12 protein-coding genes and 7 tRNA genes are annotated in these 14670 nt (G+C 57.2%); 18 read left to right on the forward strand and 1 reads right to left on the reverse strand.

The annotated features are described in order from the left end of the window. Positions 1-58: 58 nt before the first annotated feature. The 9 genes from ACOI6Z_RS09870 (at position 59) to ACOI6Z_RS09910 (ending at position 3744) form a co-directional block, all read left to right on the forward strand. Entirely contained in the window at positions 59-811 is a 753-nt protein-coding gene (locus tag ACOI6Z_RS09870) for an HAD-IIA family hydrolase (protein WP_023288846.1), read from the forward strand. Between the two features lie 278 nt (positions 812-1089). Further along, positions 1090-2754 (forward strand): asparagine synthase B, encoded by a 1665-nt coding sequence (gene asnB / locus ACOI6Z_RS09875; protein ID WP_004885914.1) that lies wholly within the window; start codon positions 1090-1092, stop codon positions 2752-2754. A gap of 237 nt (positions 2755-2991) precedes the next feature. Continuing rightward, positions 2992-3068, forward strand: a tRNA-Met gene (locus tag ACOI6Z_RS09880). Positions 3069-3077: 9 nt separating this feature from the next. Then, positions 3078-3162 (forward strand) — tRNA-Leu (locus tag ACOI6Z_RS09885). A gap of 23 nt (positions 3163-3185) precedes the next feature. Further along, positions 3186-3260, forward strand: a tRNA-Gln gene (locus ACOI6Z_RS09890). 36 nt (positions 3261-3296) lie between these two features. After that, a tRNA-Gln gene (locus tag ACOI6Z_RS09895) sits at positions 3297-3371 on the forward strand. A gap of 23 nt (positions 3372-3394) precedes the next feature. Continuing rightward, positions 3395-3471, forward strand: a tRNA-Met gene (locus ACOI6Z_RS09900). Positions 3472-3518: 47 nt separating this feature from the next. Beyond that, positions 3519-3593 (forward strand) — tRNA-Gln (locus tag ACOI6Z_RS09905). 76 nt (positions 3594-3669) lie between these two features. Continuing rightward, positions 3670-3744, forward strand: a tRNA-Gln gene (locus ACOI6Z_RS09910). Positions 3745-3862: 118 nt separating this feature from the next. Here the strand turns inward: ACOI6Z_RS09910 and ubiF are convergent. Next, positions 3863-5038, reverse strand: a complete 1176-nt coding sequence (gene ubiF, locus ACOI6Z_RS09915; protein ID WP_064158161.1) for a 3-demethoxyubiquinol 3-hydroxylase — start codon at positions 5036-5038, stop codon at positions 3863-3865. 179 nt (positions 5039-5217) lie between these two features. Between ubiF and miaB the strand changes: the two genes are divergently transcribed. From miaB to ACOI6Z_RS09960, 9 genes are all read left to right on the forward strand, one after another. Continuing rightward, positions 5218-6642, forward strand: coding sequence for a tRNA (N6-isopentenyl adenosine(37)-C2)-methylthiotransferase MiaB (miaB, locus tag ACOI6Z_RS09920; RefSeq protein ID WP_004885906.1), 1425 nt, complete (start codon positions 5218-5220; stop codon positions 6640-6642). 153 nt (positions 6643-6795) lie between these two features. Continuing rightward, positions 6796-7842: a PhoH family protein gene (locus ACOI6Z_RS09925; RefSeq protein WP_064081379.1), complete on the forward strand. Its 1047-nt coding sequence runs from the start codon at positions 6796-6798 to the stop codon at positions 7840-7842. Then, entirely contained in the window at positions 7839-8312 is a 474-nt protein-coding gene (gene ybeY / locus ACOI6Z_RS09930) for an rRNA maturation RNase YbeY (protein WP_023288844.1), read from the forward strand. Before ACOI6Z_RS09925 ends, ybeY begins: the two co-directional genes overlap by 4 nt. 146 nt (positions 8313-8458) lie before the next feature. Further along, the gene (gene corC, locus ACOI6Z_RS09935) at positions 8459-9337 is read left to right on the forward strand and encodes a CNNM family magnesium/cobalt transport protein CorC (protein ID WP_004197606.1); all 879 of its coding nucleotides are present in this window, start codon (positions 8459-8461) and stop codon (positions 9335-9337) included. Positions 9338-9465: 128 nt separating this feature from the next. Then, positions 9466-11004: an apolipoprotein N-acyltransferase gene (lnt, locus tag ACOI6Z_RS09940; RefSeq protein WP_050532983.1), complete on the forward strand. Its 1539-nt coding sequence runs from the start codon at positions 9466-9468 to the stop codon at positions 11002-11004. A 355-nt stretch (positions 11005-11359) separates the two neighbouring features. Further along, positions 11360-12271: an amino acid ABC transporter substrate-binding protein gene (locus tag ACOI6Z_RS09945; protein WP_023288842.1), complete on the forward strand. Its 912-nt coding sequence runs from the start codon at positions 11360-11362 to the stop codon at positions 12269-12271. Between the two features lie 164 nt (positions 12272-12435). After that, a complete protein-coding gene (locus tag ACOI6Z_RS09950; RefSeq protein ID WP_032455129.1) occupies positions 12436-13176 on the forward strand; it encodes an amino acid ABC transporter permease in 741 nt (246 codons plus the stop codon). Continuing rightward, a complete protein-coding gene (gene gltK, locus ACOI6Z_RS09955; protein WP_002894707.1) occupies positions 13176-13850 on the forward strand; it encodes a glutamate/aspartate ABC transporter permease GltK in 675 nt (224 codons plus the stop codon). The genes ACOI6Z_RS09950 and gltK overlap by 1 nt, the downstream gene beginning before the upstream one ends. Continuing rightward, positions 13850-14575, forward strand: coding sequence for an amino acid ABC transporter ATP-binding protein (locus ACOI6Z_RS09960; RefSeq protein ID WP_004885898.1), 726 nt, complete (start codon positions 13850-13852; stop codon positions 14573-14575). The genes gltK and ACOI6Z_RS09960 overlap by 1 nt, the downstream gene beginning before the upstream one ends. The last annotated feature ends 95 nt before the right edge of the window (positions 14576-14670 follow it).

The following is a 14670-nucleotide window of genomic DNA, read 5'->3' on the forward strand; positions in this document are numbered from 1 at the left end:
GTGAAACCGCATCGATGACGCGTATAGTTTCGTCTTTGTTAATGATTCTGGACCCACCATGACCATTCAAAACATAATTTGTGATATTGACGGCGTGCTGATGCACGATAACGTCGCCGTTCCCGGCGCTGCCGAGTTTATCAAGCGCATCCTCGATAAAGGCATGCCGCTGGTGATGCTGACCAACTACCCGTCGCAAACCGGGCAGGATCTGGCGAACCGTTTCGCCACCGCCGGGATTGAGGTGCCGGATAGCGCCTTCTACACCTCGGCAATGGCGACGGCCGATTTTCTGCGCCGCCAGGAAGGCAAGAAAGCCTATGTGGTGGGTGAAGGGGCGCTGATCCACGAGCTGTATAAAGCCGGCTTTACCATCACCGATGTCAACCCGGACTTTGTCATCGTCGGGGAAACCCGCTCCTTTAACTGGGAGATGATGCATAAGGCGGCCTTCTTTGTCGCCAATGGCGCCCGCTTCATTGCCACCAACCCGGATACTCACGGTCGCGGCTTCTACCCGGCCTGCGGCGCCCTGTGCGCCGGGATCGAGAAGATCTCCGGCCGTAAGCCGTTTTACGTCGGTAAACCCAGCCCGTGGATCATCCGCTCAGCGCTGAACAAAATGCAGGCCCACTCCGAACAGACGGTGATCGTCGGCGACAATCTGCGCACCGACATTCTGGCCGGCTTCCAGGCGGGGCTGGAGACCATTCTGGTGCTCTCCGGCGTCTCGACCCTCGACGACATCGACAGCATGCCGTTCCGCCCGTCGTGGATCTACCCTTCCGTCGCGGAAATCGATATTTTCTAATGCCAGCCACGTCTCAGGACGTGGTTGTTCATTTCTGACGCCTGCTAAAAGCCCCCCATCTAATAAAAACGGCTTATAATTGCGTATTCTTCAATAAAGCCGTTCAAAAGATACTCTTTTTTTACTATTCAACAATCGCAGTTGCGTTTTTTCTTTTTCCGGCCGTAAAACCCTTGCGCCGGCTTCCCCTTTACGGCATTTTCTTAAGCACGCACTCAGGCTTCGCCACGAGACGAAGCCAGCACAACATCAAACACGACAGGGTAATGGAGAAGGCTATGTGTTCTATTTTTGGCGTACTGGATATTAAAACTGACGCAGGCGAGCTGCGTAAAAAGGCGCTGGAGCTTTCCCGCCTGATGCGCCATCGCGGTCCGGACTGGTCTGGCGTGTATGCCAGCGACAAAGCGATTCTGGCGCACGAGCGCCTGTCGATTGTCGACGTCAACGCCGGCGCCCAGCCGCTGTACAACGCCGAAAAAACCCATGCGCTGGCCGTTAACGGCGAAATCTACAACCATCAGGCGCTGCGCGCGGAATATGGCGATCGCTATCAGTTCCAGACCGGCTCCGACTGCGAAGTAATCCTCGCGCTGTATCAGGAAAAAGGCCCGGCGTTCCTCGACGACCTGCAGGGGATGTTCGCCTTCGCCCTGTACGACAGCGAAAAAGACGCGTACTTAATTGGCCGCGACCATATCGGTATTATTCCGCTGTATATGGGCCATGACGAACACGGCAACTTCTACGTCGCCTCAGAAATGAAAGCCCTGGTGCCGGTGTGCCGCACCATTAAAGAGTTCCCGGCGGGCAGCTACCTGTGGAGCAAAGACGGTGAAATTCGCCAGTACTATCAGCGCGACTGGTTCGATTACGACGCGGTAAAAGACAACGTTACCGATAAGAACGAGCTGCGCCAGGCGCTGGAAGAGTCGGTGAAAAGCCACCTGATGTCCGACGTGCCCTACGGCGTGCTGCTCTCCGGCGGCCTTGATTCTTCGGTCATCTCCGCCATCACCAAGAAATTCGCCGCCCGTCGCGTCGAAGATCAGGAGCGTAGCGAAGCCTGGTGGCCGCAGCTGCACTCCTTCGCGGTCGGTCTGGAAGGCTCTCCCGACCTGAAAGCGGCGCAGGAAGTGGCTAACCACCTCGGCACCGTGCACCATGAAATTCACTTTACCGTTCAGGAAGGGCTGGATGCGATCCGCGACGTTATCTATCACATCGAAACCTACGATGTGACCACCATTCGCGCTTCGACGCCGATGTACCTGATGTCACGTAAAATTAAAGCCATGGGCATCAAAATGGTGCTTTCCGGCGAAGGCTCAGACGAAGTGTTCGGCGGCTACCTCTACTTCCATAAGGCGCCGAACGCCAAAGAACTGCACGAAGAGACGGTGCGTAAGCTGCAGGCGCTGCATATGTTTGACTGCGCTCGCGCCAACAAAGCGATGTCCGCCTGGGGCGTGGAAGCCCGCGTGCCGTTCCTCGATAAGAAGTTCCTCGACGTGGCGATGCGCATCAACCCGCAGGATAAGATGTGCGGCAACGGTAAAATGGAAAAACACGTGCTGCGCGAATGCTTTGAATCCTATCTGCCGGCCAGCGTGGCGTGGCGTCAGAAGGAGCAATTCTCTGACGGCGTCGGCTATAGCTGGATCGATACGCTGAAAGAAGTGGCCGCGAAACAGATCAGCGACCAGCAGCTGGAAACCGCAAGCTTCCGCTTCCCGTACAACACGCCGACCTCCAAAGAAGGCTATCTGTACCGCGAGATCTTCGAAGAGCTGTTCCCGCTGCCAAGCGCGGCGGAGTGTGTCCCTGGCGGTCCGTCGGTGGCCTGCTCTTCTGCCAAAGCCATTGAATGGGATGAAGCGTTCAAAACCATGAACGATCCGTCAGGCCGCGCGGTGGGCGTCCACCAGTCGGCCTATAAATAAGCCCTGACAGGCGATGAAACGCGAAACGGACCCTCCGGGGTCCGTTTTCTTTTTGCGGGATTTATGCCGCTGAAAAACGATAAATAACCAATAATTGCCGATTATTGCAGCGAGCTGTTCGCAACCTAACCAAACAGTCACATTACAACGATTTTCCTTGAAAAAGAGGTTGACGCTCGCAGGCCCAATACGCATAATGCGCCCCGCAACGCCGATAAGGTTACGCGAAAAAAAGATGGCTACGTAGCTCAGCTGGTTAGAGCACATCACTCATAATGATGGGGTCACAGGTTCGAATCCCGTCGTAGCCACCATCTTTTTTTGCGGGAGTGGCGAAATTGGTAGACGCACCAGATTTAGGTTCTGGCGCCGCAAGGTGTGCGAGTTCAAGTCTCGCCTCCCGCACCATTCACCAGTCAGCGTTGTACGGATGGGGTATCGCCAAGCGGTAAGGCACCGGTTTTTGATACCGGCATTCCCTGGTTCGAATCCAGGTACCCCAGCCATATTTCTTCGATATTTGCGGTTCACCGCGACGGTATTGGGGTATCGCCAAGCGGTAAGGCACCGGTTTTTGATACCGGCATTCCCTGGTTCGAATCCAGGTACCCCAGCCATCGAAGAAACAGTAAGACAATTTGGCTACGTAGCTCAGCTGGTTAGAGCACATCACTCATAATGATGGGGTCACAGGTTCGAATCCCGTCGTAGCCACCATATTCGGGACGTATCGATACACATCGATAAATCCGCAAACAATTTGTTGGGGTATCGCCAAGCGGTAAGGCACCGGATTCTGATTCCGGCATTCCGAGGTTCGAATCCTCGTACCCCAGCCAAATTAAAAAGTCGTTCAGCAATGAACGCACTGTTGCGCTAAAACCGGGATAGTGACGGTTAAATGCAACAGACAATTGGGGTATCGCCAAGCGGTAAGGCACCGGATTCTGATTCCGGCATTCCGAGGTTCGAATCCTCGTACCCCAGCCACTTCAATGCAAAAAAGCCCACCTCGGTGGGCTTTTTTGTTATTGGCGTTTTGCCATCCTGGCGCATCACTGACTGCCGGGCAGGCGCTTTCCACGACGCCCCTGCCCGCGACGCCGGTTTACAAGCCTAACGCATACTTCAGCGCCTGACGCTTCAGCACCCCGGCGCGTTCGGCCGCCATCAGGCCAATATTGCGCAGCATCCGCACCGGCGCCAGGTCATTGCTGAATCCGGCGTAAAACAGATCCATCCCCGACTGCATAATAAAATTATCCGCCCGCCGCCGCCCCTGGTAGCGCTTGAGCACCGGCAGGCTGGCCCACTCTTCGCCGCGGCCGCGCGCTTGCGTCAGGACCTCCAGCAGGGCGTCGACATCACGATAGCCAAGGTTAACCCCCTGCCCCGCCAGCGGATGAATGGTGTGCGCCGCATCGCCCACCAGCGCCAGACCAGGCTGAACATACTGCAGCGCATGACGCCGGGTGAGCGGGAAGGCGCCGGCCGCCTGCGGCGTCACCCGCCCGAGACGCGCCGGGAAATGGCGGGCGATCTCCTGCTGGAGCTGGGGCATGGACATACCCTGCAGCTGACGGATCCGCGCCGGGGCGTCATACCACACCAGCGAGGCCCAGTTGTCGAACAGCGGCAGGAAAGCGCGCGGTCCGCTGGGGGTAAACTGCTGCCAGGTGCTGTCGCCGGGATCGTCGGCGCATTGGACGCTAATGAGCATACAGGATTGCTGATATTGCCAGGCATGCACGCCGATGCCGGCCATCTCCCGCACCTGAGAGCTGGCGCCGTCGGCGCCGATAACCAGCCGGGCGTGGATCGTCTCCCCGTCGCGTAAACGCAACGCCGTCTCCGCCTCGCCGCGCTGCATCGCCTCCAGTTCGCCGCCAACGCGCAGGGTAACCCCTTCGTGCGCCGTCAGCGCTTGCCACAGGCCCCACTGCAGGACCTTGTTCTCGACCATATAGCCCAGCTCCGGCAGCTTAAGCTCGGCGGCGTCAAAGGCGACGTGGGCGCTCTCCCACTCCCAGGTCTCCAGTCGACGGTAAGCGTGGACGCGCATCGCCCGCACGGCATCCCAGACGCCAAGGCTTTTCAGCAGGCCGACCGAGGCCGCGCTGATCGCCGAGATCCGCACATCCGGGGCGGATGCCGGATCGAAAGCCGGAGGCGCCGTTTTCTCAAGCACCGTCACGGTAAATCCCTGTTGCGCCAGCCCCAACGCCAGGGCGCCGCCGACCATGCCGCCGCCCACGATGGCGACATCTGTTGCGTGAATTGTCATGGCTATTATCCTTAAAGCAGAATCCGTTAAGTTTACCGGATTTTTCGCCCTCTTGCGGTGATAACGCTCGCACTGGTCAGGGGGCGACCAAAGCATTACAATACGCGCCCTGGAATGCGAAATTCACCCTGTATATATCCCCGCGTTTTGGATATCTATTACTGAGCATGAGCAAGTCAATGACAAAAAAACTCCATATTAAAACCTGGGGCTGTCAGATGAACGAGTATGATTCATCAAAGATGGCCGATCTGCTGGATGCGACACATGGGTATCAACTGACCGAAGTGGCGGAAGAAGCAGATGTGCTGTTGCTCAATACCTGCTCAATTCGTGAGAAGGCCCAGGAAAAAGTTTTCCATCAGCTTGGCCGCTGGAAGCTGCTGAAAGAGAAGAACCCGGACCTGATTATTGGCGTTGGCGGCTGCGTGGCTTCCCAGGAAGGCGACCATATTCGTCAGCGCGCGCACTATGTCGATATTATTTTCGGGCCGCAAACCCTGCACCGCCTGCCGGAGATGATTAACTCCGTGCGCGGCAACCGCAGCCCGGTGGTTGATATCAGCTTCCCGGAAATTGAAAAATTCGATCGCCTGCCAGAACCGCGCGCCGAAGGCCCGACCGCCTTTGTCTCGATTATGGAAGGCTGCAATAAATACTGCACCTACTGCGTGGTGCCCTACACCCGCGGAGAAGAAGTCAGCCGCCCGTGCGACGATATCCTGTTTGAAATCGCCCAACTGGCGGCGCAGGGTGTGCGTGAAGTCAACCTGCTGGGCCAGAACGTGAACGCCTGGCGCGGCGAGAACTACGACGGCACTACCGGCAGCTTTGCCGATCTGCTGCGCCTGGTGGCCGCTATCGACGGCATCGACCGCATTCGCTTCACCACCAGCCACCCGATCGAATTTACCGACGATATCATCGACGTCTATCGCGATACGCCGGAGCTGGTGAGCTTCCTGCACCTGCCGGTGCAAAGCGGCTCCGACCGCGTGCTGAACCTGATGGGACGCACCCATACCGCGCTGGAGTATAAAGCGATTATTCGCAAGCTGCGTGAAGCGCGTCCGGATATTCAGATAAGCTCCGACTTTATCGTCGGCTTCCCCGGCGAAACTACGGAAGATTTCGAAAAGACAATGAAGCTTATCGCCGACGTCAATTTCGATATGAGCTACAGCTTTATCTTCTCCGCCCGTCCGGGCACCCCGGCGGCCGATATGGTAGACGACGTGCCGGATGCTGATAAGAAACAGCGTCTGTATATTCTGCAGGAGCGCATCAACCAACAGGCGATGGCCTGGAGCCGTCGCATGCTCGGCACGGTACAGCGCATCCTGGTGGAAGGCACGTCGCGCAAGAACATCATGGAGCTTTCCGGACGTACGGAGAACAACCGGGTGGTCAACTTTGAAGGCACCCCGGACCTCGTCGGCAAGTTTGTGGATGTCGAAATTGTCGATGTTTACACCAACTCGCTGCGCGGCAAAATCGTGCGCACCGAAGCGGAGATGGGTCTGCGTATCGCTGAATCACCTGAATCAGTGATTGCCCGCACCCGTAAAGAGAACGATCTTGGCGTGGGTATCTATCAGCCGTGATCCCTTCAGGCCTGTCGGTTCCGGCAGGCCTTGTAATTCCTCTCTCCGTCCCTATATCTACAGCAATGCTTGCGCCATTTTCCTGTGACGTAAATAATTTCCTGATTAGCCGGCCACGCGCCGCGTCCGGCCACCTGCGTAAAGAGGAACAGTTTGAACATAGACACTCGTGAAATTACCCTGGAGCCAGCGGATAACGCACGCCTGTTAGCCCTGTGCGGCCCGTTTGACGACAACATCAAACAGCTGGAACGTCGGTTAGGCATTGAGATCAACCGCCGTGACAATCACTTTAAACTGACCGGACGCGCCCTATGCGTGCACGCCGCCGCCGATATTCTGCGCAGCCTGTATGTCGACACGGCGCCGATGCGCGGTCAGATTCAGGATATTGAACCAGAGCAGATCCATCTGGCGATCAAAGAGGCGCGCGTGCTGGAGCAGAGCGCCGAGAGCGTGCCGGAGTACGGAAAAGCCGTCAATATCAAGACCAAGCGCGGGGTGATCAAACCGCGTACGCCGAACCAGGCGCAGTACATCGCCAATATCCTCGATCACGACATCACCTTCGGCGTGGGTCCGGCAGGTACCGGGAAAACCTATCTGGCGGTGGCGGCGGCGGTCGATGCGCTGGAGCGCCAGGAGATCCGCCGCATTCTGCTGACCCGTCCGGCCGTCGAGGCGGGCGAAAAGCTCGGCTTCCTGCCCGGCGATCTGAGCCAGAAGGTCGACCCGTATCTGCGCCCGCTGTACGACGCGCTGTTCGAGATGCTCGGCTTTGAGAAGGTGGAAAAGCTGATTGAGCGTAACGTCATCGAAGTGGCTCCGTTGGCCTATATGCGCGGACGGACGCTGAATGACGCCTTTATCATTCTTGATGAAAGCCAGAACACCACCATCGAGCAGATGAAGATGTTCCTGACCCGCATCGGCTTTAACTCCAAGGCGGTGATCACCGGCGACATCACGCAGATTGACCTGCCGCGCAGCACCAAATCCGGTCTGCGCCACGCCATCGAAGTGCTGGCGGAAGTCGATGAGATCAGCTTCAACTTCTTCCATAGCGAAGACGTGGTCCGCCATCCGGTGGTTGCCCGCATCGTGAACGCCTATGATGCGTGGGAAGCCGCAGACCAGAAACGTAAAGCAGAACTGGCCGCCGAGCGCAAACGCGAAGCCCAGGAACAGGAGCAAAAATGAGTCAGGTGATCCTCGATTTACAGCTGGCCTGCGAAGAGACCAGCGGCCTGCCGGACGAAGCCCTTTTTCAACGCTGGGTCGACGCCGTCATTCCGCCGTTTCAGGAGGAGTCAGAGTTAACGATTCGTCTGGTCGACGTTGCAGAAAGCCATGAGCTGAACCTGACCTATCGCGGCAAGGATAAACCGACCAACGTCCTCTCTTTCCCGTTTGAAGCGCCGCCGGGGATTGAAATGCCGCTGCTCGGCGATCTGATCATTTGCCGTCAGGTGGTGGAGCAGGAAGCCAGCGAGCAAGGGAAGCCGCTGGAGGCGCACTGGGCGCATATGGTGGTTCACGGCAGCCTGCATCTGCTGGGCTACGATCACATCGAAGATGACGAAGCGGAAGAGATGGAAGCCCTCGAAACAGAGATAATGCTTGCTCTGGGCTATGAGGACCCGTACATTTCCGAGAAGATTGCTGAATAGCCCCCTGCCGGATGGCGGCGCTTGCGTCTCATCCGGCCGCTGTTCATGCATTTTACCCGCCTGAACCTCAGGCAACCCATGCCGTCCGGCGCTGAGTGTACGCGCGACGAGCGACATTAAATCAACATGAGAACCCAAACGACGCCATGAGCGACGACAATTCACACAGTAGTGACACAGTAAACAGCAAAAAGGGATTTTTCTCCCTGTTACTCAGCCAGCTCTTTCACGGGGAACCGAAAAACCGCGATGAACTGCTGGCGCTGATCCGTGATTCCGGGCAGAACGACCTTATCGATGAAGATACCCGTGACATGCTCGAAGGGGTAATGGATATCGCCGACCAGCGGGTCCGCGACATTATGATCCCCCGTTCACAAATGATTACCCTGAAACGCAATCAGACGCTGGACGAGTGCCTTGATGTCATCATCGAATCCGCCCACTCGCGCTTCCCGGTCATCAGTGAAGATAAAGATCACATCGAAGGGATTCTGATGGCCAAGGATCTGCTGCCGTTTATGCGCAGCGACGCCGAAGCTTTCAGCATGGAAAAAGTGTTACGGCCGGCGGTTGTCGTTCCGGAAAGCAAGCGGGTCGACCGCATGCTAAAAGAGTTTCGCTCACAGCGCTACCATATGGCGATCGTTATTGACGAATTCGGCGGCGTCTCCGGTCTGGTGACCATCGAGGATATCCTTGAGCTCATCGTCGGGGAAATTGAAGACGAGTACGACGAAGAAGAAGATATCGATTTCCGCCAGCTGAGCCGCCATACCTGGACGGTGCGCGCTCTGGCCTCCATCGAAGACTTCAATGACGCCTTCGATACGCACTTCAGCGATGAAGAAGTGGATACCATTGGCGGACTGGTAATGCAGGCCTTTGGCCACCTGCCGGCTCGCGGCGAATCTATCGACATTGATGGTTACCAATTCAAGGTAGCAATGGCAGATAGTCGTCGTATCATTCAGGTGCATGTTAAGCTGCCGGATGACGCTCCCCAGCCGAAGCTGGAAGAGTAAGCGGCGGCGCTGAAGGTCACGGCCAGCCGGGAGACAGACCGTGGGCGATCCCCGGTTGTCCCCTCCCCCGGCTGGCAAACAGCATAGCCTGTGGCAACAGGCGTTAATTAACGGGACGATTAGCCTAAATGGTATTTGCCTCTCTTCTTGAACGTCAGCGCGTACGTCTGCTGCTGGCGCTGCTATTCGGAGCCAGCGGAACGCTGGCTTTTTCACCTTATGACTTCTGGCCCGCGGCGATTATTTCGCTGGTCGGTCTGCAGGCGTTAACCCTCAACCGCCGCCCGCTGCAAAGCGCCGGCATCGGCTATTTCTGGGGGCTCGGCCTGTTCGGCACGGGTATCAACTGGGTCTATGTCAGTATCGCGCAGTTTGGCGGTATGCCGGGCCCGGTTAACGTCTTCCTCGTCGTGCTGCTGGCGGCCTATCTCTCGCTCTACACCGGCCTGTTTGCCGGCCTGCTCGCCCGTCTGTGGCCCAAAACCAGCTGGCTGCGGGTGGCGATCGCCGCTCCCGTCATCTGGCAGATCACCGAGTTCCTGCGCGGCTGGGTGCTGACCGGTTTTCCGTGGCTGCAATTCGGCTACAGCCAGATTGACGGCCCGCTGAAAGGCCTGGCGCCGGTAATGGGCGTCGAGGCGATCAACTTCCTGCTGATGATGGTAAGCGGCCTGCTGGCCCTGGCCCTCGTACAGCGCAACGGGAAGCCGCTGGTCATTGCCGCGCTGCTGTTCGCCCTGCCGTTCCCGCTGCGCTATATCCAGTGGTATCAGCTGCTGCCGGCGCGTGCGACGCAGGTCTCGCTGGTGCAAGGCGATATCCCGCAGGCCATGAAGTGGGACGAGAAGCAGCTGGTTAACACTCTGAAAACCTATCTGACGCTGACCCAGCCGCATATCGGCCACTCGCAGCTGATTATCTGGCCCGAATCGGCGATCCCGGATCTCGAGATCAACCAGCAGCAGTTCCTCAGCATGATGGACGATCTGCTGCGCGCAAAAGACAGCTCACTGATCACCGGCATCGTCGACGCGCGTCTCAATAAGCAGAACCGCTACGACACCTACAACACCATCATTACCCTCGGCAAAGATAACCCGTACCGCTACGACTCGACCAACCGCTACAACAAGAACCATCTGGTGCCGTTCGGCGAGTTTGTACCGCTGGAGTCGATTCTGCGTCCGCTGGCGCCATTCTTCGACCTGCCGATGTCCTCCTTCAGCCGCGGTCCCTACGTGCAGCCGCAGCTGATGGCGCATAACCTAAAGCTGACCGCGGCCATCTGCTACGAGATCATCCTCGGGGAACAGGTGCGGGATAACTTCCGTCCGGACACCGACTTCCTGCTGACCATCTCCAACGACGCCTGGTTCGGCAAGTCCATCGGCCCATGGCAACACTTCCAGATGGCGCGGATGCGCGCCCTGGAGCTGGCCCGCCCGCTGCTGCGCAGCACCAACAACGGCATTACCGCCGTCATCGGCCCGCGCGGCGAGATTCAGAAGATGATCCCGCAGTTTACCCGCGAGGTGTTGACCACCACCGTGACGCCCACCAGCGGCTTGACCCCTTACGCCCGCACTGGCAACTGGCCGCTGTGGGCGCTGACGGCGCTGCTCGGCTTCGGCGCGCTGCTGATGAGCCTGCGTCAGCGTCGCCGATAAATGCTCTGCCGGCGACGCCCGTCGTCGGCTTTTTTTCTTCCCGTCATTTGCCACCCTGGCACAGTCATTGCTTTATTTAATCGGGTAGCGCCGTCCTCTGGCCCAGTGCAACCGGGTTGCACCATAAACGATCGGCGGTCGCGCTATTTTGGTGCAATGGAAGATATTTGCCTCCGATTGGTGCGGAGCGCTTCGCAAAAATAAACAATAAAACAGCAAAATCTTTACATTAAGCCAAACTAAATGCTAACAAACACATACAAATGCGGCACGTGGATGCGTGCCCCCAATAACAACACACACAATCACAATGGGTATCAATAGCGTCGGTGACGCTGCGGATAAGGAGTTGGATATGCAATTACGTAAACTGGCCACGGCAATGCTGGTAATGGGAATGACCGCTGGTCTGGCACAGGCGGAAGATGCTGCCCCGGCGGCTGGCCAGAGCACTCTGGATAAGATCGCGAAAAATGGCGTTATCGTTGTCGGCCATCGCGAATCTTCCGTCCCTTTCTCTTACTACGATAACCAACAGAAGGTTGTGGGTTACTCTCAGGACTACTCCAACGCCATCGTCGATGCCATCAAGAAGAAGCTGAACAAACCCGATCTGCAGGTCAAACTGATCCCGGTTACCTCGCAGAATCGTATCCCGCTGCTGCAGAATGGCACCTTTGATTTCGAGTGCGGCTCAACCACCAACAACCTCGAGCGCCAGAAACAGGCGGCCTTCTCCGATACTATCTTCGTCGTCGGCACTCGTCTGCTGGTGAAGAAAGGCGGCCCGATCAAAGATTTCCCGGACCTGAAGGATAAAGCGGTCGTTGTCACCTCCGGGACCACCTCAGAGATCCTGCTGCATAAGCTGAACGATGAGAAAAAAATGAATATGCGCATCATCAGCGCCAAAGATCATGGCGACTCTTTCCGCACCCTGGAGAGCGGACGCGCGGTGGCCTTTATGATGGATGACGCTCTGCTGGCCGGCGAACGCGCCAAGGCGAAGAAACCGGATAACTGGGAAATCGTCGGCACCGCGCAGTCGAAAGAAGCCTATGGCTGCATGCTGCGTAAGGACGATCCGGCCTTCAAGGCGCTGGTCGATGAAACTGTTGCCCAGGCCCAGACCTCTGGCGAAGCGGCGAAGTGGTTCGATAAATGGTTCAAAAACCCGATTCCGCCAAAAAATCTTAACCTGAACTTCGAGCTGTCGGACGACATGAAAGCGCTGTTCAAATCACCTAATGACAAAGCACTGAACTAATTATAACAACCAGGGGCGGGATATCCTGCCCTCCCGATGATTGTCACAGCACGGACAGACTATACGGCGGCTGGTCGTTCCCCAGCCGCCGCGAATACCGAAACAAGCTGGACAACCGTCTTCGAGGGTAGCAATGGCTACCCTTTTTTTTCCAGGAGTCATGTATGTCAATAGACTGGAACTGGGGGATATTCCTGCAACAGGCCCCCTTCGGCAACACTACCTACCTGGGCTGGCTGTGGAGCGGTTTTCAGATCACCGTCGCCCTCTCCATCTCGGCCTGGATCATCGCTTTTCTCGTCGGCTCGCTGTTCGGTATTTTGCGCACGGTGCCCAATCGTCTGCTCTCAGGGATTGGCACCTGCTATGTCGAACTGTTTCGCAACGTGCCGCTGATCGTGCAGTTCTTTACCTGGTACCTGGTGGTGCCGGAATTCCTGCCGGAAAATATCGGCATGTGGTTTAAATCGGAGCTGGACCCAAACATTCAGTTCTTTGTCTCCTCCATGCTGTGCCTGGGGCTGTTTACCGCCGCTCGCGTCTGCGAGCAGGTACGCGCCGCTATCCAGTCGCTGCCGCGCGGGCAAAAGAACGCCGGTCTGGCGATGGGGTTGACCCTGCCGCAAACCTACCGCTACGTGCTGCTGCCGAACGCCTATCGCGTTATCGTGCCGCCGATGACCTCGGAGATGATGAACCTGGTGAAAAACTCGGCCATCGCCTCCACCATCGGTCTGGCCGATATGGCCGCGCAGGCGGGCAAACTGCTGGACTACTCCGCTCATGCCTGGGAGTCTTTTACCGCCATCACCCTGGCCTATGTTTTCATCAACGCGGTGATTATGCTGATTATGTATGTGGTCGAGCGTAAGGTTCGCCTGCCTGGCAATATGGGAGGCAAATAATGTACGATTTTGACTGGAGTTCGATCGTTCCCTCCATGCCCTACCTGCTGGCGGGGCTGGTGATCACCCTGAAGATCACAGTGATCGCCATCGTGGTCGGTATCGTCTGGGGCACCCTGCTGGCGGTAATGCGCCTGTCCAGCTTTCTGCCGCTGGCCTGGTTTGCTAAATCCTACGTTAACGTGTTCCGTTCTATCCCGCTGGTGATGGTTCTGCTGTGGTTCTACCTGATTGTCCCGGGCTTCCTGCAGAACGTGCTGGGACTGTCGCCGAAAACGGATATTCGCCTGATCTCGGCGATGGTGGCGTTTTCGATGTTCGAAGCCGCCTACTACTCGGAGATTATCCGCGCCGGCATCCAGAGCATCTCCCGCGGCCAGTCGAGCGCCGCGCTGGCGCTGGGAATGACCCACTGGCAGTCGATGCGGCTGGTGATCCTGCCGCAGGCCTTCCGCGCCATGGTGCCGCTGCTGTTAACCCAGGGGATCGTCCTCTTCCAGGATACCTCGCTGGTGTATGTATTGAGCCTCGCCGACTTCTTCCGTACCGCCTCGACGATTGGCGAGCGTGACGGGACCCAGGTCGAAATGATCCTGTTCGCGGGCGGCGTCTATTTTGTGATTAGCCTCAGCGCCTCGCTGTTGGTCAGCTGGTTGAAGAAAAGGACTGTGTAATGATTACCCTGAAAAATGTTTCAAAATGGTATGGTCACTTTCAGGTGCTGACCGATTGCTCCACGGAAGTGAAAAAAGGCGAAGTCGTGGTGGTCTGCGGGCCATCAGGCTCCGGTAAATCCACACTGATTAAAACCGTGAACGGCCTTGAGCCGGTGCAGCAGGGGCAGATTATCGTCGATGGCACCGTGGTTAACGATAAAAAGACCAATCTTGCCAAACTGCGCTCGCATGTCGGAATGGTGTTTCAGCATTTTGAACTATTCCCACACCTGTCGATTATCGACAACCTGACGCTGGCGCAGGTTAAGGTGCTCAATCGTGACAAAGCGTCATCGCGCAAGAAGGGCCTCAAGCTGCTGGAGCGCGTGGGCCTGGCGGCGCATGCGGAAAAATATCCGGCGCAGCTCTCCGGCGGCCAGCAGCAGCGCGTGGCCATCGCCCGTGCGCTGTGCATGGACCCGATCGCCATGCTGTTTGATGAACCTACCTCCGCGCTCGACCCGGAGATGATCAACGAGGTACTGGACGTCATGGTGGAACTGGCCAACGAAGGGATGACCATGATGGTGGTTACCCACGAAATGGGCTTCGCCCGCAAGGTGGCCAACCGGGTGATCTTTATGGATGAAGGAAAGATTGTCGAAGACGCCGATAAAGAAGCGTTCTTCGCTAACCCACAATCCGATCGCGCCAAAGACTTCCTCGCCAAAATTCTGCACTAACTTCTGCGGCGCGCACGATATCACCGTGCGCGCCTGTCAGCCCCTCCCCTTTTCAGTCGCTTCATCTCAAAGCGACAGCTTCACAACGTGAAGTA

The sequence above is a fragment of the Klebsiella sp. C239 genome, assembly GCF_048822715.1.
GTDB classification, from domain to species: domain Bacteria; phylum Pseudomonadota; class Gammaproteobacteria; order Enterobacterales; family Enterobacteriaceae; genus Klebsiella; species Klebsiella quasipneumoniae.

Bases quoted from the DNA above. Each gene is read 5' to 3' on its own strand.
- ACOI6Z_RS09870 (WP_023288846.1), top strand. From the start codon at position 59: ATGACCATTCAAAACATAATTTGTGATATTGACGGCGTGCTGATGCAC.
- asnB (WP_004885914.1), top strand. From the start codon at position 1,090: ATGTGTTCTATTTTTGGCGTACTGGATATTAAAACTGACGCAGGCGAG.
- ubiF (WP_064158161.1), bottom strand. From the start codon at position 5,038: ATGACAATTCACGCAACAGATGTCGCCATCGTGGGCGGCGGCATGGTC.
- miaB (WP_004885906.1), top strand. From the start codon at position 5,218: ATGACAAAAAAACTCCATATTAAAACCTGGGGCTGTCAGATGAACGAG.
- ybeY (WP_023288844.1), top strand. From the start codon at position 7,839: ATGAGTCAGGTGATCCTCGATTTACAGCTGGCCTGCGAAGAGACCAGC.
- corC (WP_004197606.1), top strand. From the start codon at position 8,459: ATGAGCGACGACAATTCACACAGTAGTGACACAGTAAACAGCAAAAAG.
- lnt (WP_050532983.1), top strand. From the start codon at position 9,466: ATGGTATTTGCCTCTCTTCTTGAACGTCAGCGCGTACGTCTGCTGCTG.
- ACOI6Z_RS09945 (WP_023288842.1), top strand. From the start codon at position 11,360: ATGCAATTACGTAAACTGGCCACGGCAATGCTGGTAATGGGAATGACC.
- ACOI6Z_RS09950 (WP_032455129.1), top strand. From the start codon at position 12,436: ATGTCAATAGACTGGAACTGGGGGATATTCCTGCAACAGGCCCCCTTC.
- gltK (WP_002894707.1), top strand. From the start codon at position 13,176: ATGTACGATTTTGACTGGAGTTCGATCGTTCCCTCCATGCCCTACCTG.
- ACOI6Z_RS09960 (WP_004885898.1), top strand. From the start codon at position 13,850: ATGATTACCCTGAAAAATGTTTCAAAATGGTATGGTCACTTTCAGGTG.